Source organism: Clostridium yunnanense, from assembly GCF_016595795.1.
Classification (GTDB): Bacteria; Bacillota; Clostridia; order Clostridiales; family Clostridiaceae; genus Clostridium_AR; species Clostridium_AR yunnanense.
Genome location: NZ_JAENHN010000048.1, coordinates 176491 through 201506 on the forward strand (window position 1 = coordinate 176491; position 25016 = coordinate 201506).

The following is a 25016-nucleotide window of genomic DNA, read 5'->3' on the forward strand; positions in this document are numbered from 1 at the left end:
TAATATATGTATCTATAAATAAACTTTTTAATACTCTCTTACATAAATTATTAAAATGCATAGGAAATAATTTTATTATTGAAATATTGCAACTATCATACCTACTACACAAATAATTATCACTACTATATCAAACACAACTGAAGTTCTATCAATATTACCACTTTGACTACTGTACTTATTCATAAATATACTCCTCTTTCATTTATTAATCTTATATACTTCTATGATATATTAAAAAGATTAATATTATCTTACAGTAATCTTAAACTTTTCTTAAATATGCATTATGAAACTAACCTACTCTAATACTTATCATTGTTTTAAGTACACATATCAGTCAAGTTACATATTATATTTTGGGTTACAGATATTTTGTAATTAATTTAATATAAAGGAGAGGATTATGTGCCCATAATAAAGATTAATCCTACTCAGGATACTTTTATAGATAGCTATTCCCCAAATAATAACCATTGCTGCAGTCAAGATCTATATATAGGGTTAACTGAAGGCAATGCCTTCAACCACACGTACCTTAGGAGTTTACTAAAATTCGATATTGCTCAAAGTATTCCATCTGGCAAAACAATATTAGAAGCTAAATTGAATCTTTTTGTATTTAAGAAACAAAAGGTAGATGCTCAACTATCACCTCAAGTTGTACAAGTTTATTCGAATTTAAATAATTTTTCTCAGTGTGAGACCACCTGGAATCATGCTCCTAATATAGGAATTACACCTTATTATGCTACAATAACAGATTTCGATATAAACAACTTCATTTCTGTAGATATTACTGGGCTCGTTTCAAATTGGTACAATAGAATAATTCCTAACTTTGGAATAACATTACTTGGATTAGAAAACAATCATCAGTCTCTTATAGGCTTTAGATCATCAAAATATCAAATATCAAATAGGAGACCTTTACTTGTAATAAGATATTCTAACTGTGTACCAACAGGATCAACATGTATAACTGGTGCTACTGGAGCAACAGGTTCTACCGGCTTGACTGGCGCTACGGGTGTTACCGGACCTACTGGTCCTACTGGCTTAACAGGCGCTACTGGTGTTACTGGTCCTACTGGTCCTACTGGATTAACTGGTGCTACCGGTGTTACTGGTCCTTCAGGTTCAACTGGATTAACTGGTGTTACCGGAGCTACAGGTCCTACCGGCTTGACTGGCGCCACTGGCGATATTGGGCCTACTGGTCCTACTGGCTTAACAGGTGCCACTGGTGGTATCGGACCTACTGGTCCTACCGGTTTAACTGGTGCTACTGGTGATATCGGAGCTACTGGTCCTACTGGTTTAACTGGTGCTACCGGAGTTACCGGTCCTACTGGCTTAACTGGTGCTACCGGTGATATCGGGTCTACTGGCCCTACTGGCGCAACTGGTGATATCGGTCCTACTGGACCTACTGGTTTGACCGGAGCCACTGGCGATATCGGTCCTACTGGACCTACCGGTTTAACTGGAGCCACTGGCGATATCGGTCCTACTGGCTTAACTGGTGCTACCGGTGTTACTGGTCCTACTGGACCTACTGGTTTGACTGGTGCCACTGGTGATATTGGACCTGCTGGCCCTACTGGTTTGACTGGCGCTACTGGTGATATCGGTCCTACTGGTGCTACTGGTTTGACCGGAGCCACTGGCGATATCGGTCCTACTGGTCCTACCGGTGCTACTGGCTTAACTGGTGCTACCGGTGTTACTGGACCTGCTGGTCCTACTGGCTTAACTGGTGTTACCGGAGCTACAGGTCCTACCGGCTTGACTGGCGCCACTGGCGATATTGGGCCTACTGGTCCTACTGGCTTAACTGGTGCCACTGGTGATATCGGACCTACTGGTCCTACCGGTTTAACTGGAGCTACAGGTGATATCGGACCTACTGGTCCTACCGGCTTAACTGGTGCTACTGGTGATATCGGACCTACTGGTCCTACCGGCCTGACTGGCGCTACTGGTGATATCGGTCCTACTGGTGCTACTGGTTTGACCGGAGCCACTGGCGATATCGGTCCTACTGGTCCTACCGGTGCTACTGGCTTAACTGGTGCTACCGGTGTTACTGGACCTGCTGGTCCTACTGGATTAACTGGTGTTACCGGAGCTACAGGTCCTACCGGCTTGACTGGCGCCACTGGCGATATTGGGCCTACTGGTCCTACTGGCTTAACTGGTGCCACTGGTGATATCGGACCTACTGGTCCTACCGGTTTAACTGGAGCTACAGGTGATATCGGACCTACTGGTCCTACCGGCTTAACTGGTGCTACTGGTGATATCGGTCCTACTGGCTTAACTGGTGCTACCGGTGATATCGGACCTACTGGTCCTACCGGCCTGACTGGCGCTACTGGTGATATCGGTCCTACTGGTGCTACTGGTTTGACCGGAGCCACTGGCGATATCGGTCCTACTGGCCCTACTGGCTTAACAGGCGCTACTGGCCCTACTGGTTTGACTGGTGCCACTGGTGATATTGGACCTACTGGTCCTACTGGATTAACTGGTGCTGCCGGTGATATCGGACCTACTGGTCCTACTGGATTAACTGGCGCAACTGGCGATATCGGTCCTACTGGCCCTACCGGTTTAACTGGAGCCACTGGTGATATCGGACCTACTGGTCCTACTGGATTAACTGGTGCTGCCGGTGATATCGGACCTACTGGTCCTACTGGATTAACTGGCGCAACTGGTGATATCGGTCCTACTGGACCTACTGGCTTAACAGGCGCTACTGGTGATATCGGACCTACTGGCCCTACTGGTTTAACTGGTGCAACTGGTGATATCGGACCTACTGGTCCTACAGGTTTGACTGGAGCCACTGGTGATATCGGTCCTACTGGCCCTACTGGTTTGACTGGTGCTACCGGTGATATCGGACCTGCTGGCCCTACTGGTTTGACTGGAGCCACTGGCGATATCGGTCCTACTGGTCCTACTGGTCCTACTGGTTTGACAGGTGCTGCCGGTGATATCGGTCCTACTGGACCTACCGGCGCAACTGGTACTTCCCTAACAGCAAATTCAGCCTTTGCAGCAAATACCAGTGGTTCCGTAATACCAGTTATATTAGGAGGAAGTTCTGTTTCCTTGCCAAACAGCCAAAATATAGGCCCAGGAATTAGTATAGATGGTACTAATACCACTTTTACCGTTTCTAATGCTGGAGCTTATTATATCACTTACAATATTAATTTAACTGCTGCTTTAGCCATTAGCTCTAGATTGATAATAAATGGATCACCAAATACAGCATCTACTGTTGCTCCCATTTTATCATCCTCATCATTTACTAATAATATAATAGTTGACTTAACTACTAACTCTACTATTACTCTCCAGCTATTTGGGCTTTTAGGTGCAGCTACTTTAATTAGTGGTGGAGCCGGTGCTTCGCTTTCAATAATTCGTTTAAGATAATTATTAATATTTTGTACCTCAAGGTATCTATGACCTTGGGGTGCATTTTAAATTAATTTATAAAATGCACTTTCAAGACTCAAGTGCTTTACTATCGACATGAACAAAAAGAATTTTTCAACATATTATATTAAAAGATTTTATAACTATAATTTATCTTTTAATAAAAATATTTATATATGAAATGAGGTAGTTTTCTTGAGTAAAAGTATAAGTATTAGTTTGTGTATGATAGTTAAAGATGAGGAACTTACTATAGCAAGATGTTTAGATTGCGTAAAAGACATAGTTGACGAAATCATACTTGTTGATACAGGCTCCACTGATAAAACAAAGGATATAGCAGAAAAACATAGTAGTACTATTTATGATTTTAAATGGATTGATGATTTTTCTGCAGCAAGAAATTATGCATTTAGCAAGGCCACTAAAGATTATATCCTATGGCTAGATGCAGATGATGTATTTTTACCTGGAGATATAGAAAAGCTTAAAGACTTAAAGAGCAATTTAGATCCTACTGTTGACTCAGTAACAATGAAATATAATATAGGCATAGATGAATACGGTAATCCAGCATCATCTTACAGACGTAATAGACTTGTTAAAAGAGAAAGAAATTTTGTGTGGAAAGGCTTCATTCACGAATACTTAGAAGTGTATGGAAATATAATTAACAGCGATATAAGTGTAACACATCAAAAAATAAAATCCACTCCAAATAGGAACATTGAAATCTTTAGATCCAAACTAAAAGAAGGAATAGAATTCACGCCGAGAGATTTATTATATTATGCACATGAACTTTATGATCATGGTGAGTTTGAAGAAGCTTTGCTAAATTATAACAAATTCTTAGATGATGGCTTCGGATGGTACGAAGATAATATAAGAGTTTGTTCAAATATTACAGATTATTATCAAGGTGAAGGTAAATTCGAAAAAGCTCGTCAATATGCCTTCAGAAGTTTTCAGTACGATTTACCTAGGGCGGAAGCTTGTTGTAGGATTGGCTTTTCATACTTATGTGAAAATAAACTAGAACAAGCGATATTTTGGTATGAACTGGCCACCAAATTAAAAAAACCAAGTAATAGCTTAGGTTTCTTCAATGAAGCCTCTTGGACTTGGTTACCTCACCTACAGCTTTGTGTTTGTTATGATAGACTTGGAGACCATAAAAAAGCTTTTGAGCATAACGAAACAGCTTATAACTACTCTCCTAATGATCATAGAGTTTTGTATAATAGACAATACTTTGAATCTATAGGACTAAAGAAAAGCAATGATAATTAAAAGACTCTACTCAACATTTATAAGCTAAATCCTATTAAATATATTTATATAGCTACTTGACAAGATAATAATCTTTTATATAATCAGGTCAAAAAATATTACTATTATATTTTTTTACAACTATAAATATCAGATTTTCCACTTTGTGTATTATATTTTATACATTTATCAATGAAATCGTATCGAAAATACTATATATATTTCTATCGGTCTTAAATTGTATTGACAAATATATGAATATAAGAATATTATAATTCATGTAAAACAAAGGTGTTTTCGCTTATAGGCGAAGGCACCTTTTTTTTATTCTTTAAAGTCATATACACATAAAATCACTAATAACACTTGTATCAACAATTTTAAATTTATAATAAATCTTTGGCCAAAGGTTTTAATAGATATTAATTATGCATTATATTGTCTTATTTAATTAAAGAAAAAACTTATAGCGAGGTTAATATTATGGAATATAGAATAGAAAAAGACTTAATTGGCTCAAAAGAGATTGATAACTCTAAATACTATGGTATAAATACCGTTCGTGCGTTAGAAAACTTTGACCTATACAGTAAATCTGTAAATATAGATTTTGTAAAAGAGATAGCTTTGGTAAAAAAAGCTGCTGCCATAACAAATATGAAGCTTGAACAATTAAGTGAGCAAAAAGCAGATGCTATAATAAAGGCTAGTGAAGAGATTATTGATGGTATATTTGATGATCAATTTAAAGTAAGTGCTTTTCAAGGCGGCGCAGGTACTTCAATAAATATGAATGTTAATGAAGTAATTGCTAATAGAGCCATCGAAATTATTGGTGGTAAAAAAGGAGATTACAATATCATTCATCCATTAAATGATGTCAATATGTCTCAGTCTACCAATGATGTCTGCCCTACAGCCCTAAAAATAGTCACCATAAAAAAGGTTCGAAAACTAGTAAATGAAATAAATAACCTTAAAGAAGCATTAGAATTAAAGGAAGATCAATTTTCTCAAATTTTTCGTCTTGGCAGAACTCAGTTAATGGATGCAGTACCAATGACTGTTGGGCAGGGATTTGGAGCATATGCTAAAGCCTTAGAAAGAGATTTATATAGAATCCGTAAAACTGAAGAAAATCTTAAAAATATAAATATCGGTGGAACAGCTATAGGCACTGGCATAAACTCAAGCGATAGATATATCTTTATAATATCAGATACCTTAAGATCACTTACAAAACTTAATGTAAGAAGCTGTGAATGTTCCATAGATGGTACACAAAATACTGATGTCTTTGTCGAGGTATCCAGTGCTTTGAAGATTTGTGCATCAAGCCTAATCAAAATATCTAATGATCTTAGAATTCTAAATTCCGGTCCAAGAGGTGGCTTTGGAGAAATTATACTTCCAGCTCGCCAAGCAGGATCATCAATAATGCCCGGCAAAGTAAATCCCGTAATTCCTGAGATGGTAGGCCAAATATCTATGAGAGTAGTCGCTAACGATACTGCGATAACAATGGCTGCATCCTCTGGGCAGTTAGAACTTAATGCATTTATTCCACTAATAGCTGAAAGTATACTAGAATCTTTAGAACTTCTAGAAAAAGCTGCTGTATTATTTAGAGAAAAATGTATTGCCGATATATTAGTTAACGAAAAGATTTGTATTGAGAATTTAGAAAAATCAACTGCTTTAGTGACTTCCTTAGTTCCATTTATCGGTTATGACAAAGCCTGTGAACTTGCTAAAAAAGCATTAAGAGAAGACAAATCAATTAGAGAAATTTTATATAGTGAAGCCATTTATTCTAAGGAAGAGATCGATACAATGCTTGATCCCTCTCAATTAATTAAACCAGCAGAACTAAAAGACAGTATACGTGATGTTTCATAAATTCCTTACCTTATTAATAATATAATCACTGCTAAAGAACCATGTTGAAATTAAGTGGTTATTCATCCGATGCTTTAATGAGCTTGCGCATATAGCATCTCCTGCATAAACACTTAATTTCACTAACACTTTTAATCATATTCATAATAAAAAGACAAAGGATTCGATAATTCCTTTGTCTTTTACTTTTATTAATAATAACGAGTTCATATCTCAACTATTAACTTATACATGCTAAAAGTAATATTCACATGATTTTGGAACATGCGTAACTTAAGCATTGGTAATGGAATCCTATATCTATCCCTAATTACAAATCAATATTCTTACAGATCATCAATTAATGCCCCTGCTTTAGCATAAGCTGTTGATTTTGCTTCGAAGAAATCAGTCTTAACTGAGTTAGCATCAGCATATATATCTACCCATGTAGATGGATTCTTGTCATATCCCTCATATAAAGGTTTAAAGCCTATATCATTAAGTCTTATGTTTCCTAAATATTTTATATAGTCATGTATCATTTTTTTATTCAGACCTTGTATACCATCAGCTATTACATAATGTCCCCAAGCTATTTCATTTTCCACACCATTTCTCACCATTTCTCTTAGCTCTTCTACTAACTCTTCTGTGAACATTTGAGGTTCTTCTCTTTGTAGTTCTCTTATTATATTTCTAAACAACCAAAGATGGGTATTTTCATCTCTATTTATGTATCTTATTTCTTGAGCTGATCCTGGCATCTTGCCATTTCTCTCTAAGTTATAGAAAAACATAAATCCAGAATAAAAGTAAATTCCTTCCAAAATATAGTTTGCCATTATAGTTTTTAAGAAAGTTTCTTCAGTTGGATTTTCAACAAAATTATTGTACAAATCGCCGATGAACTTATTACGCTCAAGAAGTATCTTATCATCCTTCCATTGAAATAATATCTCATTTCTCTTTTCCGGTGGACATATTGTATCTAACATGTAACTATAGCTTTGTGAATGTACTGCTTCTTGAAAAGCTTGTATGGTCAAGCATAGATTTACTTCACTTGCTGTTATATAATTATTTATATTCCCAAGGTTAGCTGTCTGTATTGAGTCAAGAAATATTAAAAATGATAGTATCTTATCATACGCTACTCTTTCTTCATCAGTCAGCTTTGGATAATCTTTCAAGTCTTGAGCTAAGTTAATCTCTTCTGGTATCCAAAAGTTATTCATAGCCTGCCTATACCAATCAGATACCCAAGTATATTTCATATTATTAAAATCATTAAGATTTGTTGTATTTCCATTTATCATTCTCTTTTTTGAGATTTCAGTATCTCCATTTTCATTAAACAGAGGTTTCTTATTGATAGCCATATATAATTTCCTCCCTATTGCATCTGTATTTTCTAACTGAAGCTCTTTTAGCAATAATCTACATAAATTAAATCTTCATAACTATAATTATTGAAAAAACTATTTCTCTTTAAGCTGAGCAGCTTTCACAATCACTTACTGTCAACGATTTTGATCTAACATAATAAATACTTTTCACACTTGATTTGCAAGCTTCTATATAAAGATTCATTATCTGTCTCATTGTGTAATTAGTCGTTATATAAAGATTAAATGACTGCCCTTGATCAATATGTCTTTGTCTTACTCCATTAAGCTTAACACACCATGCCTGATCGATATTATATGCTGAATTATAGTACCAATAGTTATCTTCCGAAAGATTTGGTGCTATTTTTGGAGTTATACTACCTTTTTTCTCTTCCATCCAAAATCTAGACATAACTGGATCTATTCCTTCTGAAGTTCCTGCAATAGTTGCTGTAGATCCATTTGGTGCTACAGCTAATAGATATCCATTTCTCATACCATATTTCTTTATATCTTGTGCTAATTCTATCCATTCTTGTGATTCATAATTTCTAATTCTAAAGTAGTCTCCAGTTTTCCAATCAGAACCTTCAAAGTGCGGATATGTTCCTTTTTCTTTAGATATATTCATGGAAGCCTTTATAGCATAATAATTTATCTTTTCATATACTTTATCTGCAAATTCCATATGGTAATCGCTAGTCCATGATACCTTATTGTTAGCAAGCATGTGATGATAACCACTTGTTCCTAGTCCTATAGCTCTATATTTTTTATTTGTAATCTCAGCAAAAGGAACTGAATAGTAATTTAGATCAATTACATTATCCATGGCTCTTATTTGAGTTTCTACTATGTATTCTAGTTCTTCATCGTTTGTCACATCAACATTTCCTAAAACCACTGAAGATAAATTACATACAACAAAATCTCCTGACTTAGTTCTCTCAATTACTATTTTATCTCCATTATCATCAATTATTTCTTCTTGAAGGATATCCATAGCACTCATGTTTTGCATTATTTCAGTACAAAGGTTAGATGAATATATCATTCCTTTATGCTTATTAGGATTCATCATATTAGCAGCATCTCTATAAAATGCAAATGGTGTTCCTGTTTCTGCTGCACTCTTTATTATAAGTCTGACAATATCCTTTATACACATTACTTTCTTTTCAATTCTTTCATCGTTGACGCAGTCCCAATATCTTTCTTCCCAGGCATCTCCATAAAAGTCTTCTAGAGAATAACCTTTAACTGTTCTTATTTCATGTGGACACATCAAATACCAATTGCTATCTATCTTTTCTTCTGCTAGTTTCCAAAATAAATTAGGGTAACATATACCAGGAAACACATCATGAGCTTTTTTTCTGTCATCGCCATTATTAGTCTTTAGTTGTAGAAATTCAGGTAAATCTCTATGCCATGCATCAAGCCAAATAGATACACTTCCATTTCTAACACCAAGTTGATCAACAGCTATAGCTGTATCATTATAAAGCTTCACCCAAGGTATAACCCCTCCTGAAGCGCCTTTAAACCCTCTTATTGATGATCCCAATGCTCTTACTTTACCGAAGTATATACCCATTCCTCCACCGAACTTTGATACCTCTGCAAAGTTATCTAGAGATTTATATATACCTTTTAAACTATCCTCTACTGTATCTATAAAACACGAACTTAATTGATAAAATGGCTTTCTGGCATTTGACATTGTCGGAGTAGCCATTGTTGCTTTTAATGAACTAAGTACATCATAAAATCTTTTAGCCCAATAAACCCTTTTATCATCTTTTTCTGGTATTGCTAAATGCATAGCTATTCCCATAAACATTTGCTGTGGTAATTCAAGTGGCTTCCTATTAAAATCTTGAATTAGATATCTTTTAGCAAGCAAACTTATACCACTGTATGTAAATAGAAGGTCTCTTTCTGGACTCATATATTTTTCTAATTCATCTATATTTTCTCTTGAGTAGTTTTCCAAAATATATTTTCCATAAAGCCCTTTTTCAGTAAGCTCAGAAACAAAATCATAAAAGTTTTTATAAGGGTCTGCTTCTTTATCCATTCCTCTGTTAGCTCTTACATTATCATATAATCTTACTATATATAGCTTAGCTGCTCCATTAAGCCACTTTGGTTCTTCTTCAGTAGTAAGCTCTAGGCAAACTTGTATTGCAGAATTTATCATATCATTATAACTGATATTTTCTCTTATTATATGTTCTAATGAATCTACAAATTTTTTATTTGAATATACCTCTTTATCCCCATTAATAGCACTTAGCGCTATATCACACAATTCTGATAGATTTTTCATAGCATTTCTCCTCCCACAATATATAGTATGTTTATTAATATTCTATTCTCAATAACACAATATATTGTCTTATATATTATAATAACCAAACAATTAGTTTGTAAAATTACTTTTTTCCCAAAATAGCTAAAATAATATACCTTTATTGTATACATTTCATTTTTTCTTCTTTTTCCTTACTCAACCATTTTTACAAGACTAACTTCTAAAAAACTATTCCAGTCAATTGAAATTAATAGGTTTACCCGTTATAAAAATTTTATACTTCTCTCTGAGAAAACAAGTTATCTTCATTGTGTCTTGTTAATCCTCTGTCTCAACATACAGTTGATAAAAATAAAAAAAGAGGTCTACACCTCTATTCTTAATTAAAACTATTTTATTTTTTCTTCCCATTGATCTTCTTTAAAACCAACTAAAACTAAATCACCTTTTAGAAGTATTGGTCTTTTCACCAGCATTCCATCTGAAGCTAAAAGTTCAATAAGTTCTTCACTGGAAGCAGTCTTTACTTTATCCTTAATATTAAGCTCTTTATAAAGTCTTCCACTAGTATTGAAAAACTTACTTATTGGTAATCCACTGTTTTCTATCCACTTGCTTAGTTCTTCCTTTTTAGGATTATCTTCATTAATAATTCTTTCATTGAACTCTATATTATTATCTTGAAGCCACTTTTTAGCTTTTCTACAAGTACTACACTTTGGATATTGTATAAATGTAACTGACATATTGATTTCCTCCCAATGATTATGCTATTTTTATAATTAAACTTCTTGAATTAAAATTACTTAACTATATTAATGAACTATATTTAAATTTACCTTACACCCGCTTTATTATTAAAAGAAAAGTTAAAAAGCTTAGGTAATTACTATTTGTTTATAAACTATATTAAAATACCCTAAGAAAAAAGTAAAGAGACTTATGATCTCTTTACTCTATATCTTTAGGAATGCTTATGTAGACCGTAAACATATCTCCTTCTGTTTCAATATTTATTGTGCCATCATAATGTTAGAAATAACTTATACAGCTTTGCTGTAATATAAATTTATATATTAATGTTCATAACTATTATTTTAACAATATTTTATATAAAAGCATATTTATTTAAAACATCTTAAAATTCTCTTAAGTTTTATTGATAATAGAGAATTTTTTGGAATTTAATGGTACAATGTATACGTGTTCTTATACCTACAGATATAGTAACTTTATTTATACGCCCTATTTAAAATAGATATCTTATTACGAAATATTAGTTCATTATTTCAAGGAGGAATAGCATGTTAGAAGTGATAAACTTAAATAAAAAATATAATAAATTAGAAGCAGCTAAGAATATAAACTTTACGATAAATAAGGGGGAAATAGCAGTATTGGTTGGACCTAATGGCGCTGGTAAGTCTACTACCTTAAAATCTATTGCAGGCTTGCTGAAATATGACGGTGAAATAAAAATATGCGGCAAGGTTAATAAATCTGTTGAAGGAAAACGCCTTTTTGGTTATGTTCCTGAACTACCTTCTCTCTACCCCCTACTAACTGTAGAAGAACATATTCATTTCATGGCAAAAGCTTATGGAATAAGAAATTATGATGCAAGAGCTGAGGAATTGCTTAAAACCTTTGATATGCTTGATAAAAAAGAAAAGCTCGCTCAAGAATTGTCCAAGGGTATGCAGCAAAAAGTAAGCATAATTTGTGCTTTAATAACAAATCCTTCTGTAGTACTTTTCGATGAACCTATGATTGGACTAGATCCAAAAGCTATCAAAGAATTAAAGAACTTAATTTCTGATCTAAAGAACGATGGAGTATCAATACTAATAAGTACTCATCTACTAGATAGTATGGAAGAGTTATGGGATAGAATATTGATAATGAAAAATGGAGAAATAATAATATCCAAGAGTAAAAGTGAACTTGATGAATCTAATGAATCTCTAGAAGATATATTCTTTGAATTCACGGAGGAAAAGTAATATGTCTCCTCTTTTATATATATTGAGAAGAAGCTTTATTAACAATATAAAGCTTATAAAAAGAAAACCTTCAAAATTAATACCAATTTTATTTTATGTACTTTTACTTGGTTATTGTGTTATTGCACCATTTATAGCTAAAAAGTCCGATATGAAGAGCACACCATCTGCTTACTTCATAGGCATATCAACACTAGTTACTATAGTATTTATTCTTACAACAGTATATTTTGGAGCACAGAAAAGAAGTTCATCCTTTCTCATGAGTGATGTAAATTTTGCTTTTACTTCTCCATTGAGTCCACAAAATATACTTATGTATGGATTTATTAAAGAGATACAAACTACCTTTATTACATCCTTATTTATTTTATTTCAAATACCAAATTTAATTAACTGGTTCAAATTTGCACCTTTAGGTGTAGTAGTGCTTCTACTAACATATATACTATTTTTCATTATCTTATCATTTGTTTCGGTATTGATTTATAGTATTTGCTCTAATAAAGCTTATTTAAAAAATATATTACAAGTAGTAGTCCAAGTTTTTGCTGCTATTTTAGTTCTCTATACAACTTATAACGGCTATAATCATAGGAATAATTTATTAGTATATCTTACATCAATGTATAGCGATCCTCGATTAGATTACATTCCTATAATCGGCTGGGTCAAGGCTATTATAACTCAATGCTTTAATGGTTTAAACTATTCATTATTTATTTATCTTGGCTTATTACTTTTAGTACTAGTTATGATAGTATTTATACTTTATAATTTGAACCTAGATTTCTATGAAGATGTATTAGATAAATCTGAATTAAATGAAACTATGAAAAACATAAAAACTAAACAAATGAAATCCGCAGATTTTATGCTTGATGGCAAGAGAAAAAGGAAAACCAGAAAAGTTACTTATAAATATGATAGTATGTTTGGAGAAGCTATCTTCAGAAAGCACTTATTAGAGTATAGAAAGACAGGTTTCGGCCTTGTTAATATGTATACCGGTATGTTACTTATCGGCGCAATAGGTTATGGCCTATTCTTTCCTATAAAGGATATAACTATATTCCTATACCTTACTATATACATGGGCTGTATATCTAATTTTTCTTCTAAGTTTAATTTTGAGATTGTAAAACCCTATATATTTTTAATACCAGATAGTGATGATAAGAAAATATTCTGGGCCACATTATCTTCAATATTAAAATATGTCTCAGACAGTGCTATAGTCTTCTTAACTTTAGCAATAATAATAAAAGCCAATCCACTTGATGCAATACTTTGTATCCTTGTATATATATCATTTGGCTTTGTATTTACTTATGGGTCAGTACTTAATTTAAGATTGTTTGGTGGCATAAATTCCGATGCAATTAGAGGACTTTTGATGTTTTTCTCAATAGTACTTTATGTTCTTCCTGGAATAATAGGAGCTGCTGTTATCGCAAATGAATTATCCTTCTTAGGTCATTATGCAATATACTTTGCATTTCTTATCTGGAACTTGTTTGCATCAGTAGTTATACTCCAATTATCTAAGGGAATTCTGAAGCATATCGAATTAGATTAAATCTTATATACTACAATTAATAATCTTTAAAATTAAAAATACAGTCTATAAATCATTATAATTTATAGACTGTATTTTTATGCTTTTATATTAAATATCGCTTTGTATATCTTAATATTTAATTATTGTTTCTCTTATTTCTCCCCACTTTAATGCATCAGCAATACCTTGTTCTATAGACATTTGTGCTTGCCATCCAAGTAATCTTTTTGCTCTATCAGTATTTGCATAAGATCCTGGTACATCTCCAGGTCTTGGCATCGCTTCTTCTTTATTTATTTCTTTACCATACACATTCTCAAAAGCTTTAACTAGTTCTTTTACTGTAATCCCATCGCCACTTCCAAGATTTATAACTAGATAATTATCTATAGCAGCTGAGTCCTTAAATGCCTCTTCAAATCTTTCAACAGCTTTAACATGTGCAAGTGCTAAATCCCAAACATGTACGAAATCTCTAATTCCTGAGCCATCTCTTGTATCCCAATTAACACCTGTTATTTTAAATACAGGATCATTTCCAAGGGCAACATCAACTAACTTACCTAATACATGACTTGGAAATTGAACGTGTACCCCTGAACGCATTTTAGGATCTGCTCCTATTGGATTAAAGTATCTTAAGGCTATACCTCTCATTCCATATGCAAAACAGAAATCTTTTAGTACCATTTCCATCATATATTTTGTTCTCGCATACGGGCTTCTTGCATTTAGTGGTGCCTCTTCGGTAACCATGAAGTTCGCCACATCATCATATATAGATGCTGATGAACTAAAAACTACATTTTTACAACCTAATCTATTCAATGTATGAAATAATTCTAATGATTTACCTACATTTTCTCTATAATATTCATAAGGGCTTTCTACAGATTCAGGAACAACAATTAGTGCTGCACAGTGTATTGTATACTGAATACCTGGATGATCAGTAAATATCTTCTCCAAGAGATTTTTATCAGCTATATCTCCCTTATAAAATATCTTCCCTTTTGTGAATTCTTCTCTTCCTGTTACTAATGAGTCTAATATTATGGGTTCATGTCCATTATCAATAAGAGCAGAGCATATTGTGCTACCTATGTATCCTGCTCCACCTGTCACTAATACTTTCATAAATTATCCCCTCCTACATATTATATTTTAATTTATTATCATACTGTATTACATTACAATAATGTTACAAACCACTACATAATTAATTTCTTTTGTAAATTAATTTTAAACCAATTTCCAAAATGTACATATTACTCTAAATCCTTTTTTACTTTAATTTAATAGTTTGATTCTCGATAGTAGCTTTATTATCAGTATGTTTACTGTTTGCAATTCCTTCTTTTATTAAAATCCCTATACTTAGAAAAACTAATATTAGCAATAATATAATTTTAGTTTTCATAGTTCCAGGAAGCTTAATTCTCATATTTTATTCCTCAATTCAACTAAATATTTTTAATTACCCAATTTATATTCTATATCACAACATAAATATTGTCTATTATTGTATAAATTAATCATTCTTAAGTTATTTATATTTATGTATATATTAATACACAATACTGTATACTAGGGTTTATAAGGAATAATGAAGAATTTATAGCATTTTTTATTAAATCATGAATAAAAACTTGTAATTTGCTTTTATAGGTTATTATACTTTTTACATAATACAGTTATTCTTATATAATCTTCATGTAAAACATTTATCTTTTGGTGAGAGGATTTTAAAATGGACTACATAAGAACGAAAAAATCTTACATACTTGATATTTTAATAATAGTAACAGGTTGCTTTATATCATCTTTAGGCATAAACTTATTTTTAACCCACGCAAGGCTTCTTAGTGGTGGAGCTACTGGGGTAGCACTAATTATCCAATACTTGAAAGGCTTCAATGCAGGTTTTTCTGTATTCTTAATAAACTTGCCTTTATTTATAGTTAGCTACATTAAACTGGACAAGAAATTTACACTGTATTCTGCAATAGGAATGGTATCATTATCTATATCACTGATAATTACCTCTCCATTTTCAAAAATTATAGTGATTGATGATATTCTTCTTTATTGTATCTACGGTGGTGTATTATGTGGAATAGGATTTGGATTAGTATTCTCAAGAAGCGGATCTACTGGCGGCACAGATATAATTACAATGCTTATTAGAAAGAGATATTCCAATTTTAATATAGGAAAATTAGGTTTTACTCTTAATCTAGTTATAGTTGCAGTAGGAGCTTTTTTCTTCGGTATTCCTAAAGCTCTATATACTTTAATATCAATGTTTATCCAAAGCTATGTATTAGATGTTATGCTAAGAGGCTTATCAAGAAAAAACCTACTTCTCATACTTACTGAAAGAGAAAAAGATGTAATAGACTATATAATTAATGACTTACATAGAGGTGTTACCTCACTATTCGCTGAAGGTGAATATACCCATGATAGAAAGAAGATGCTTTACTGCATTGTGACCACTAGACAAATGATAGAATTAAAAAACACAATTCATCTAGTAGATCCTAAAGCCTTTGTAACCATAATTGATATTTCAGAAGTTCGAGGAAAAGGGTTTAAAAATCTCTAATAGATAAAGGGAATTTCTATACATTTTATTATAGAAATTCCCTTTATCTATTTGCTCATACAATTAGGTATATTTTTAGTTATATATATATGAGTTCTGTTTTATCTTCTTAATCAATTAATAATCTAAAATATCTTTACTTTAGTATTTTTTATGAATAAAACTTATTAAAATTTATATAAGTGATAAACTTTTAAATGGATGTTAATTTTAGAACTAACATAAGCCCAGTTATATCTAGCTCTTCATTTAATACTATCTAAGTAATTCTTTTGACCTATATCGTACAAATTATCACCTTCGCTATCTATTATAACAACAACAGGTAAATCCTCTACTTCCAATCTCCTTATGGCCTCTGCTCCAAGTTCTTCATATGCGACAATATCATTTTTCTTTATACATTTAGAAATAAGAGCGCCAGCTCCTCCTATAGCACCAAAATATACAGCTTTATTTTTTATTATACTTTCAACCACTTCATTACTTCTTAGACCCTTGCCAATCATACCTTTAAGTCCTAAGTTTAAAAGCTTGGAAGTGTATGCATCCATTCTATAGCTAGTTGTTGGACCAGCAGAGCCTATTACCTCACCTGGTTTAGCAGGAGTAGGTCCTACATAATAAATAACTGAGTCTCTAACATCAATAGGCAACTCTTCATTGTTTTCTATCAATTCGATAAGCTTTTTATGTGCAGCATCTCTTGCAGCATATATAGTACCACTAATAAGCACGGTATCTCCAGCCTTTAGATCTAAGACCTTGTCGTTAGTTAATGGCATGATTATCTTCTTTTCCAATTGATTTTCCTCCTATAACTCTATATCAGCGTGTCTAGTAGCATGACAATTAATATTTACTGCCACTGGCAGTCCTGCAATGTGTGTTGGATATACCTCAACATTTACACCTAACGCCGTGGTTTTTCCACCAAACCCTTGAGGTCCTATTCCAAGCTCATTAATTTTTTCTAAAAGTTCCTTTTCTAAATCAGCATAGTAGTTATTGCAATTGCTTTCATTTATATTTCTTATTAGTGCTTTCTTAGCTAAATTAGCAGCCTTATCAAATGTTCCTCCAATACCAACTCCAACCACTATTGGTGGACATGGATTAGGACCTGCTTTTCTAACGGTTTCTAATACGAATTCTTTCACCCCATCTATACCATCTGATGGCTTTAACATTTTTATTGCACTCATATTTTCTGATCCAAAACCTTTAGGTGCAACAGTAATTTTCATTTTATCTCCACTTACTATTTCATAATAAATTACTGCTGGAGTATTATCCTTAGTATTAACTCTCATTATAGGATCTTCGACTACAGACTTCCTTAAAAATCCTTCGTCATACCCTCTTCTTACCCCTTCATTTATTGCATCCTCAAGAAGCCCCCCAGTTATATGTACGTCTTGACCTAATTCCACAAACACACATGTCATACCTGTATCCTGACATATTGGCATACTTTCATTTTTAGCAATATCTGAATTTATCACAATATTATCTAAAATATTTTTAGCTATTGGCCAACTCTCTTTTTTTCTAGCGTCTTCTAAACTATTCCTTAAATCCTCTCCAAGATAATAGTTTGAGGATATACACAATTGTTTCACTGAATCTATTATCTGTGTAATATGTATTTCTTTCATATTAACCTCCCCAAGTATATTAATAAGAATTATTTAAAACATATTACTTAAATTAACACTTCATATTAAAATAAAATTTCTTAAATATACTAAACAGCTATTTTGATTTTAAGTATTGAAGTGCTTTATTTGTTTATATGTTTTTAAATATAAATTATAATTCTTAGCATATTATGCTGAGAATGAAATTATAATCTATTATATCATTATTTTAAGGAGTAGACATGAAACCAAAACTTTCCTCCAAACTTTATGACATAATAATATACGGATTGATAGTAATACTATTGCTAATTGTATTTTATGATTTCTATCATATAGCGAACAAGGACAAGACCAATTCAGTTCCCCATAACAGTATTAGTGTATCACCAATAACAGGTGAACGGATTGCAGAGGTTGGGTCATCAAATTCAGTGATTGGTATTAAGTATTCTCCCGTAAAAATAAAAGATCTAACTAATGTAACAATAAGTGATATAGTCTATGAAACCTTCAATAAGGAAAGCAATTATATAGAATATTGGGCAGTTTTTTATAATAAGAAGATTGAGAGAAATGATTCTATAGATGTGATTAAAAATCTAACACTAAAAGACATACCACATTTCAATTTTATGGACAAGGTAGACTTGTATAAACTTAATTTTAAATCAAATTGCGACACTGTTTTTGTTGAGTATAAACCAGGCGTTTCCTCTAGTTTTACATATAATGGAGAAAACTATGTTCATTATAATGGTCCTATAACAGAAAAAAATGTTGTTACAAACAAAGAACTTTCTTTTACAAATTTAGTCATTCAATACGTAGATGAAAAAAATATAAACCACGAAGATATATTTTCTCATAAAGGCGAAGGCGACGGATTCTTGTTTACAGGTGGGAAGGTTCAAAAATTATTTTGGAGAGATAACAACTTTTTCTTAAGCGATGGAGTTACTCCATTAACATTAATTCGTGGAAATACCTATTGGGTAGTCACTGATAGCTCAACAAACATAATAACATCAAAATACCTCGTAAAAAAATAGTTCTATCTTAGAAGAAATTGTAGTATGTACAAAGCTTATGTATAACACATCATCCTAAATAATATAAAAAGAGACTGTTTCAGAGTTTTTTAGATACTAATCACTTTGAAACAATCTCTATATATTTGTACGATAACATTATTTCCTAGGAAATTTGATTATTCAACACCATTTTTAGACTGAAAGTACTTATCTATTCCGCTGCTAATTGCCTCAGCTAATTTTTTTTGATGGTCTTCTGTTTTTAATAACTGTTCTTCATTTGGATTAGACAAAAAACCACATTCAACTATAACACTTGGTATACCTAAGTTATCTCTTAGTATTTTATATTGATCTCCGGCCGCTTTGGCTATTCTCTTATTATCTTTATCTACTGTCTCAACTAGCGAACTTTGAATTATATCACCTAGCTTTTTACTTTCCTCATTGCTTGCGTGCCATACCTGTGCTCCATAGTATTTACTTTGAGGAAACATATTCTGATGTATGCTTATGAATATATCGCACTTCGTACTTTCTTTCAATTTAACTCTATTAGTTAAATCTTCTACTTTTTTTGATCTCACTGAATTTCCTTTTTCATATAACCCACTGTCGTCTTCTCTTGTCATATATACCTTATAATTTTTCTTCTCTAAATAATCCTTAAGCTTTAAGGATATAGATAGGTTAATATCTTTTTCTATAGTCCCATTCTTTGATTTAGCACCGCCATCAATTCCACCATGTCCTGCATCTATTAATACTATTTTTTGTGTTTGTTTCGATTTGTCTTCTACTGCATTAACAATTACAGTATTAGTTAAAAATACAATTATGCAAACAAATAATACAGCTATACGCTTTCTCATAATTACCTCCATAAATACGATATATCTATAGTATTTTTTGCAGCTTTTATAGATTTATTCATTATATTAAAAGAATATCAATAGACATACCTGCCAATCATAATTTTGCGTATAAAAAAAAAGAGGAATGCTCCTCTTTTTTTGAAATACTATCTCTTTGAGAACTGTGGTGATCTTCTAGCTTTCTTAAGACCGTATTTCTTTCTTTCCTTCATTCTTGGATCTCTTGTTAAGAATCCTGCCTTCTTTATTTCTGGCTTAACTGCTTCATCAGATTTAACTAGAGCTCTTGAAATACCATGTCTTATAGCTCCTGCTTGACCTGTAAGTCCACCACCATGTACATTAACTATAACATCAAATTTATCTTTAGTTCCAGTTAATACTAATGGTTGATTAACTATAACTCTTAAAGTTTCTAAACCAAAATATGTTTCTATATCTTTGCTGTTGATTACTACCTTACCTTCACCTGCAACAAGTCTAACTCTTGCAACTGATTTCTTTCTTCTTCCAGTAGCCATGTATTGAACCTTTGCCATTTCTAATCCTCCTCCCGAGCGTCAAATTAGTACTTTAATTCAAGTACTTCTGGATTTTGAGCTGCATGGTTATGTTCTGCACCTCTAAAAACTTTTAGCTTTGTAAGCATTTTTCTTCCTAAAACTCCTTTTGGAAGCATTCTTCTTACAGCTTCTTCAAATGCAAATTCAGGTTTCTTATCTAAAACTTCTCTATATGGAGTTTCTTTTAATCCACCTGGATAAAGACTGTGCTTTCTTAAAAACTTTTGATCTAATTTCTTTCCAGTTAAAAGAACCTTTTCTGCATTTATAATTATTACAAAATCTCCGCAATCAACATTTGGAGTAAATGTTGGCTTATTCTTACCTCTTAATATTGAAGCAACTTGGCTAGCAACTCTTCCTAGTGGCTTTCCAGCAGCATCAACGACATACCATTTTCTTTCAACTTCATTAGCTTTCGCATTGTATGATTTCATCGTTTTCCCTCCCTGAACTTTCTTTAAAGCTTGCTTACGCATATAGTCAAATCTATAATGTCAAGATCCATGCTAAGTGGATCTTATACACGTATCTCACGAACATAGACTATTATAATACACGCTTACGGGCGTGTCAATAAATTTTATCAATAATTTAGTAAAAAACTTTTTCTAAACATAATCCACAAGCTGGCGCAGGTTTTCCAGCTTGCTGTCTTATTCCATCTAATATAATTTTCTTTACATCACTAGGCTCAATCTTATGTATGCCAACCATTATTAAGGTACCTACCATTATTCTAACCATATTATATAAAAAACCATTACCAGCTACATAAAATTTAATAATATCATCATTTACTTCAATGTCTAGCTTAGTTATTGTTCTAACACTGGTCTTTACTGATCCACCTTTATTTTGAAAAGCCTTAAAATCATGAGTTCCCAAAAAATATTGAGCTGCTAATCTTATTGCTTCTATATCTAGTTTTTTTTCATAATTGTAAAAAAAGTTTTTCCCTATAACAGTCGGTATTTCATTGTTCCTTATCGTATAACTATACATTTTTCCCTTTGATGAATATCTAGCATGAAAATCCAGCGAAACTTCCTCGGACGATACAACTAGGATATCATCCGGTAGCTTCGTATTAAGTGCATACTTAAACCTCTCAGCAGGTATACTACTGTCAGTCTTAAAGTTTACCACATAACCTCTTGCATGCACTCCAGAATCAGTTCTAGAGCTTCCTAGGGTCTCTACTTCTTCTTTAGTTAGAGTTCTTATTGCCTTATCTAACTTATCTTGTATAGTCAGTCCATGTTTCTGTTTTTGCCATCCATTATAACCAGTTCCATCATACTCTAAAACAAGTTTAATATTTCTCAAACAAATCACCTAATCATCTTATTCCAAATCTAACGTAAAAACTTATTACCAGTAAAGCCAATATTATGGCATATGCTACAACATCCCTAGCTTCATACTTTAACTGCTTCATTCTTGTTCTTCCTTCTCCACCTCTATAGCATCTAGCTTCCATAGCCATAGCAAGCTCATCAGCTCTTCTAAATGAACTTATGAATAGTGGAACTAATAAAGGAATCAAACTCTTTGATTTCTGTATTACATTACCTGATTCAAAATCTGCTCCTCTAGCTTGCTGAGCTTTCATTATCTTATCAGTTTCATCCATTAAAGTTGGTATAAATCTCAATGCTATAGTCATCATCATTGCAAGCTCATGTGCTGGAACCCCTATTTTCTTAAATGGATTAAGAAGATTCTCAATTCCATCAGTTAACTCTATTGGAGATGTAGTTAGTGTTAATAGAGATGTTCCTAAAATTAAGAATATAAGTCTAAGAGTCATAAACACTGCAGTATCTATTCCCTCTTTATATACTTTAAGGAAGTTCCAAGCAAAAAGTAAATTTTCTGATTTACCTTGTATCATAAAGATATTTAATGCAGCAGTTATCAAAATAAGTACAAAAACAGGTTTCAAACCTTTATACAAAAATCTTACATGAACTTGTGAAAATATTATTGACGCACATAAGAAAGCTGTAACAAAAATATATCCAACATATTTATTCATAATAAAAAGAGAAACTATAAAAAGCATGGATATCAATATTTTAGTTCTTGGATCTAACTTATGTATGAACGAATCACCAGGTATATACTGGCCTATTGTAATTTCTTTTAGCATAATATCCCTAATCTCCCTTCCTACTTATTATTCTTTATATATTGTAATAACTCTTGTTTAGCTTGTTCTACTGTAAATACACTACTACTTATATTAAATCCTCTATTTCTTAATTCTCTAACTAAGTAAGTTACCTGTGGTGCAGCTAATCCTACTTCTTCTAATACGTCTATTTTATTAAATATTTCGGAAGGAATACCATCTAGTATAGATTTACCTTTATTCATTACTATTACTCTGTCAGCCAGTTTTGCAACATCTTCCATGCTATGGCTTACCAGTATTATAGTCATATTATATTCCTTATGTAGTATGTTTATCTGCTCTAGTATCTCATCTCTGCCCTTAGGATCTAATCCAGCAGTAGGTTCATCTAATATTAATATTTTAGGCTCCATAGCCACAACTCCAGCTATAGCAACTCTTCTTTTTTGGCCTCCACTTAGTTCAAATGGTGATTTATCCTTATACATCTCATAATCTAAACCAACCATTTTCATGGCTCTCTTAGTTCTTTTATCTATCTCATCATCTGATAGGCCTAAATTTCTTGGTCCAAACTGTATATCCTTCTCTATAGTCTCTTCAAAAAGCTGATATTCTGGATACTGGAACACAAGTCCTATTTTTTTTCTTATATCTGATAACTTTACACCTTTTTTAGTTATATCTATATCATCAACAATTATTTTCCCGCTAGTTGGTTTCAATAATCCATTTAGATGCTGAATAAGCGTTGATTTACCTGATCCCGTATGACCTATAAGTGCTACAAACTGTCCATCCATTATCTCTAATGATACATCATCTAATGCTTTTTTTTCAAAAGGTGATTTTGGCATATATATATGAGTTAAGTTTTCTATTTTAATTGACATAATGCATCCACCATCTCATCTACATTTAATATTTTAGTGCCTATATTTATTCCTGATTTTTGAAGCTCATAAGCTAGTTCCGTAACTTGAGGAACATCCAATCCTATCTTCTTCATAGTTTCAACTTGAGAAAATACCTCTCTTGGAACACCTTCCATCATTACCTTACCTTGATCCATAACTATTATTCTATCAGCTTCAGCAGCTTCATCCATATAATGAGTTATTAGAATTATAGTTATTCCATAATTCTTATTAACATCTTTTATAGTACTTATAACCTCTTTTCTACCTATAGGGTCTAGCATAGCGGTAGGTTCATCTAATATTATGCATTGTGGCCTCATGGCCAGAATACCAGCTATAGCAATTCTTTGTTTTTGTCCTCCTGATAAGAGATGAGGCGCATGCTTCCTATATTCATACATTTCAACCTTCTTTAAGCTGTCATCAACTCTTCTTCTTATTTCTGAAGGTTCTATCCCCAAATTTTCAGGTCCAAAAGCTACATCTTCTTCTACAATAGTAGCTACCATTTGATTATCTGGATTCTGAAACACCATTCCTGCTCTTTTTCTTACTTCCCAAGTATTATTTACATCAGATGTGTCAATTCCATCTACATACACTTTTCCTCCACTAGGAAGAAGTAATGCATTTATATGTTTGGCAATGGTAGATTTTCCCGAGCCATTATGGCCAAGCACAACTAAGAATTCACCTTTTTTTACACTTAAGTTAACACCATTAATAGCGTACTTTTCTTCCCCATTTTCACTATTTACATATTTAAAAGTGAGATCTGTACATTCAACCATCTTATCACTCATTGAAATTCCTCCATAATTAATTCTAATCACATTATAAAGCTTACTAATAGCTGAATAAGTTTTATAATGTGGACAATATCTATTGTCTATTATACTTTATAAAAGAGTAGTTTTCTATACTGTTTACACATGAATATACATCTAAATAAAATTATATGTTAAAATGGGGACTAAGCCGTAACTTAATCCCCAGTAAATTATACTAATTCAAGTATAACTATTTCAGCTCCGTCGCCTCTTCTTGGGCCAACTTTATACATTCTTGTATAACCACCGTTTCTCTCAGTGTATTTTGGAGCAACATTTTCAAATAAGTTCTTCACTACTGCTTCTTCAGTAACAAAAGACAAAACCTGTCTTCTTGCATGAAGATCTCCTCTTTTTGCAAGAGTGATCATTTTTTCTGCAAGACTTCTAGCTTCTTTAGCTCTTGTTTCAGTTGTTTCTATTTTACCATGCTTTAAGAAGCTTGTAACAAGGTTTCTTAGCATAGCTTTTCTCTGATCAGTAGGACGACCTAACTTACGATATCCTGCCATAGCTTTACCTCCTTAC

General features: G+C 32.5%; 22 protein-coding genes. 7 read left to right on the forward strand and 15 right to left on the reverse strand.

Features of this window, described 5'->3' with window-relative positions:
- The first annotated feature begins 408 nt into the window (after positions 1 to 408).
- The 3 genes from JHL18_RS26630 (at position 409) to JHL18_RS18065 (ending at position 6627) form a co-directional block, all read left to right on the forward strand.
- The gene (locus JHL18_RS26630; protein ID WP_200271818.1) at positions 409 to 3453 is read left to right on the forward strand and encodes a BclA C-terminal domain-containing protein; all 3045 of its coding nucleotides are present in this window, start codon (positions 409 to 411) and stop codon (positions 3451 to 3453) included.
- A gap of 228 nt (positions 3454 to 3681) precedes the next feature.
- Entirely contained in the window at positions 3682 to 4749 is a 1068-nt protein-coding gene (locus tag JHL18_RS18060) for a glycosyltransferase (protein WP_200271969.1), read from the forward strand.
- Between the two features lie 462 nt (positions 4750 to 5211).
- Entirely contained in the window at positions 5212 to 6627 is a 1416-nt protein-coding gene (locus tag JHL18_RS18065; RefSeq protein ID WP_200271820.1) for an aspartate ammonia-lyase, read from the forward strand.
- Between the two features lie 326 nt (positions 6628 to 6953).
- Here the strand turns inward: JHL18_RS18065 and JHL18_RS18070 are convergent, their stop codons facing one another.
- From JHL18_RS18070 to JHL18_RS18080, 3 genes are all read right to left on the reverse strand, one after another.
- The gene (locus JHL18_RS18070) at positions 6954 to 7988 is read right to left on the reverse strand and encodes a ribonucleotide-diphosphate reductase subunit beta (RefSeq protein WP_200271822.1); all 1035 of its coding nucleotides are present in this window, start codon (positions 7986 to 7988) and stop codon (positions 6954 to 6956) included.
- Between the two features lie 109 nt (positions 7989 to 8097).
- Complete coding sequence (locus tag JHL18_RS18075; RefSeq protein WP_200271824.1) at positions 8098 to 10329, reverse strand: ribonucleoside-diphosphate reductase subunit alpha; 2232 nt, start codon at positions 10327 to 10329, stop codon at positions 8098 to 8100.
- 374 nt (positions 10330 to 10703) lie between these two features.
- Complete coding sequence (locus tag JHL18_RS18080) at positions 10704 to 11060, reverse strand: arsenate reductase family protein (RefSeq protein WP_200271826.1); 357 nt, start codon at positions 11058 to 11060, stop codon at positions 10704 to 10706.
- A 558-nt stretch (positions 11061 to 11618) separates the two neighbouring features.
- Between JHL18_RS18080 and JHL18_RS18085 the strand changes: the two genes are divergently transcribed.
- Positions 11619 to 12317 (forward strand): ABC transporter ATP-binding protein, encoded by a 699-nt coding sequence (locus JHL18_RS18085; RefSeq protein ID WP_200271828.1) that lies wholly within the window; start codon positions 11619 to 11621, stop codon positions 12315 to 12317.
- 1 nt (position 12318) lies between these two features.
- A complete protein-coding gene (locus JHL18_RS18090; protein WP_200271830.1) occupies positions 12319 to 13896 on the forward strand; it encodes a putative ABC exporter domain-containing protein in 1578 nt (525 codons plus the stop codon).
- Between the two features lie 111 nt (positions 13897 to 14007).
- Here JHL18_RS18090 and galE read toward each other — a convergent pair whose 3' ends face one another.
- Entirely contained in the window at positions 14008 to 15015 is a 1008-nt protein-coding gene (galE, locus tag JHL18_RS18095; protein ID WP_200271832.1) for a UDP-glucose 4-epimerase GalE, read from the reverse strand.
- 148 nt (positions 15016 to 15163) lie between these two features.
- Positions 15164 to 15322: a hypothetical protein gene (locus JHL18_RS18100; RefSeq protein ID WP_200271835.1), complete on the reverse strand. Its 159-nt coding sequence runs from the start codon at positions 15320 to 15322 to the stop codon at positions 15164 to 15166.
- A gap of 306 nt (positions 15323 to 15628) precedes the next feature.
- On the opposite strand from JHL18_RS18100, the gene JHL18_RS18105 reads away from it, so the two are divergent.
- On the forward strand, positions 15629 to 16486 hold the full coding sequence (locus JHL18_RS18105; RefSeq protein WP_200271837.1) for a YitT family protein: 858 nt from the start codon (positions 15629 to 15631) through the stop codon (positions 16484 to 16486).
- A gap of 245 nt (positions 16487 to 16731) precedes the next feature.
- On the opposite strand, the gene JHL18_RS18110 is transcribed toward JHL18_RS18105, so the two are convergent.
- Together JHL18_RS18110 and JHL18_RS18115 are read right to left on the reverse strand one after the other, a co-directional pair.
- Entirely contained in the window at positions 16732 to 17289 is a 558-nt protein-coding gene (locus JHL18_RS18110; RefSeq protein ID WP_200271839.1) for a Fe-S-containing hydro-lyase, read from the reverse strand.
- 12 nt (positions 17290 to 17301) lie between these two features.
- Complete coding sequence (locus JHL18_RS18115) at positions 17302 to 18144, reverse strand: fumarate hydratase (RefSeq protein ID WP_200271841.1); 843 nt, start codon at positions 18142 to 18144, stop codon at positions 17302 to 17304.
- A 224-nt stretch (positions 18145 to 18368) separates the two neighbouring features.
- Here JHL18_RS18115 and JHL18_RS18120 point away from each other — a divergent pair, with 224 nt between their 5' ends.
- The gene (locus JHL18_RS18120; RefSeq protein ID WP_200271843.1) at positions 18369 to 19178 is read left to right on the forward strand and encodes a DUF3048 C-terminal domain-containing protein; all 810 of its coding nucleotides are present in this window, start codon (positions 18369 to 18371) and stop codon (positions 19176 to 19178) included.
- 158 nt (positions 19179 to 19336) lie between these two features.
- Here JHL18_RS18120 and cwlD read toward each other — a convergent pair whose 3' ends face one another.
- From cwlD to rplQ, 8 genes are all read right to left on the reverse strand, one after another.
- Complete coding sequence (cwlD, locus tag JHL18_RS18125; protein WP_200271845.1) at positions 19337 to 20032, reverse strand: N-acetylmuramoyl-L-alanine amidase CwlD; 696 nt, start codon at positions 20030 to 20032, stop codon at positions 19337 to 19339.
- Between the two features lie 149 nt (positions 20033 to 20181).
- Entirely contained in the window at positions 20182 to 20574 is a 393-nt protein-coding gene (gene rpsI, locus JHL18_RS18130) for a 30S ribosomal protein S9 (protein WP_200271848.1), read from the reverse strand.
- Positions 20575 to 20600: 26 nt separating this feature from the next.
- Complete coding sequence (gene rplM / locus JHL18_RS18135; protein ID WP_200271850.1) at positions 20601 to 21035, reverse strand: 50S ribosomal protein L13; 435 nt, start codon at positions 21033 to 21035, stop codon at positions 20601 to 20603.
- A 157-nt stretch (positions 21036 to 21192) separates the two neighbouring features.
- The gene (truA, locus tag JHL18_RS18140) at positions 21193 to 21927 is read right to left on the reverse strand and encodes a tRNA pseudouridine(38-40) synthase TruA (protein ID WP_200271852.1); all 735 of its coding nucleotides are present in this window, start codon (positions 21925 to 21927) and stop codon (positions 21193 to 21195) included.
- A 13-nt stretch (positions 21928 to 21940) separates the two neighbouring features.
- Positions 21941 to 22753 (reverse strand): energy-coupling factor transporter transmembrane component T family protein, encoded by an 813-nt coding sequence (locus JHL18_RS18145; RefSeq protein ID WP_200271854.1) that lies wholly within the window; start codon positions 22751 to 22753, stop codon positions 21941 to 21943.
- A gap of 20 nt (positions 22754 to 22773) precedes the next feature.
- Positions 22774 to 23631 (reverse strand): energy-coupling factor transporter ATPase, encoded by an 858-nt coding sequence (locus JHL18_RS18150; RefSeq protein WP_200271856.1) that lies wholly within the window; start codon positions 23629 to 23631, stop codon positions 22774 to 22776.
- Entirely contained in the window at positions 23616 to 24461 is an 846-nt protein-coding gene (locus tag JHL18_RS18155; protein ID WP_200271858.1) for an energy-coupling factor transporter ATPase, read from the reverse strand. The genes JHL18_RS18150 and JHL18_RS18155 overlap by 16 nt, the downstream gene beginning before the upstream one ends.
- A 197-nt stretch (positions 24462 to 24658) precedes the next feature.
- Positions 24659 to 25000 (reverse strand): 50S ribosomal protein L17, encoded by a 342-nt coding sequence (gene rplQ / locus JHL18_RS18160; protein ID WP_128211299.1) that lies wholly within the window; start codon positions 24998 to 25000, stop codon positions 24659 to 24661.
- Positions 25001 to 25016 lie beyond the last annotated feature (16 nt).

What these genes read in the sequence shown, in the direction of transcription:
- JHL18_RS18060 (WP_200271969.1), top strand. Translation starts at nt 3,682, where the DNA reads ATGATAGTTAAAGATGAGGAACTTACTATAGCAAGATGTTTAGATTGC.
- JHL18_RS18065 (WP_200271820.1), top strand. Translation starts at nt 5,212, where the DNA reads ATGGAATATAGAATAGAAAAAGACTTAATTGGCTCAAAAGAGATTGAT.
- JHL18_RS18070 (WP_200271822.1), bottom strand. Translation starts at nt 7,988, where the DNA reads ATGGCTATCAATAAGAAACCTCTGTTTAATGAAAATGGAGATACTGAA.
- JHL18_RS18075 (WP_200271824.1), bottom strand. Translation starts at nt 10,329, where the DNA reads ATGAAAAATCTATCAGAATTGTGTGATATAGCGCTAAGTGCTATTAAT.
- JHL18_RS18080 (WP_200271826.1), bottom strand. Translation starts at nt 11,060, where the DNA reads ATGTCAGTTACATTTATACAATATCCAAAGTGTAGTACTTGTAGAAAA.
- JHL18_RS18085 (WP_200271828.1), top strand. Translation starts at nt 11,619, where the DNA reads ATGTTAGAAGTGATAAACTTAAATAAAAAATATAATAAATTAGAAGCA.
- JHL18_RS18090 (WP_200271830.1), top strand. Translation starts at nt 12,319, where the DNA reads ATGTCTCCTCTTTTATATATATTGAGAAGAAGCTTTATTAACAATATA.
- galE (WP_200271832.1), bottom strand. Translation starts at nt 15,015, where the DNA reads ATGAAAGTATTAGTGACAGGTGGAGCAGGATACATAGGTAGCACAATA.
- JHL18_RS18100 (WP_200271835.1), bottom strand. Translation starts at nt 15,322, where the DNA reads ATGAGAATTAAGCTTCCTGGAACTATGAAAACTAAAATTATATTATTG.
- JHL18_RS18105 (WP_200271837.1), top strand. Translation starts at nt 15,629, where the DNA reads ATGGACTACATAAGAACGAAAAAATCTTACATACTTGATATTTTAATA.
- JHL18_RS18115 (WP_200271841.1), bottom strand. Translation starts at nt 18,144, where the DNA reads ATGAAAGAAATACATATTACACAGATAATAGATTCAGTGAAACAATTG.
- JHL18_RS18120 (WP_200271843.1), top strand. Translation starts at nt 18,369, where the DNA reads ATGAAACCAAAACTTTCCTCCAAACTTTATGACATAATAATATACGGA.
- cwlD (WP_200271845.1), bottom strand. Translation starts at nt 20,032, where the DNA reads ATGAGAAAGCGTATAGCTGTATTATTTGTTTGCATAATTGTATTTTTA.
- rpsI (WP_200271848.1), bottom strand. Translation starts at nt 20,574, where the DNA reads ATGGCAAAGGTTCAATACATGGCTACTGGAAGAAGAAAGAAATCAGTT.
- rplM (WP_200271850.1), bottom strand. Translation starts at nt 21,035, where the DNA reads ATGAAATCATACAATGCGAAAGCTAATGAAGTTGAAAGAAAATGGTAT.
- JHL18_RS18145 (WP_200271854.1), bottom strand. Translation starts at nt 22,753, where the DNA reads ATGCTAAAAGAAATTACAATAGGCCAGTATATACCTGGTGATTCGTTC.
- JHL18_RS18150 (WP_200271856.1), bottom strand. Translation starts at nt 23,631, where the DNA reads ATGTCAATTAAAATAGAAAACTTAACTCATATATATATGCCAAAATCA.
- JHL18_RS18155 (WP_200271858.1), bottom strand. Translation starts at nt 24,461, where the DNA reads ATGAGTGATAAGATGGTTGAATGTACAGATCTCACTTTTAAATATGTA.
- rplQ (WP_128211299.1), bottom strand. Translation starts at nt 25,000, where the DNA reads ATGGCAGGATATCGTAAGTTAGGTCGTCCTACTGATCAGAGAAAAGCT.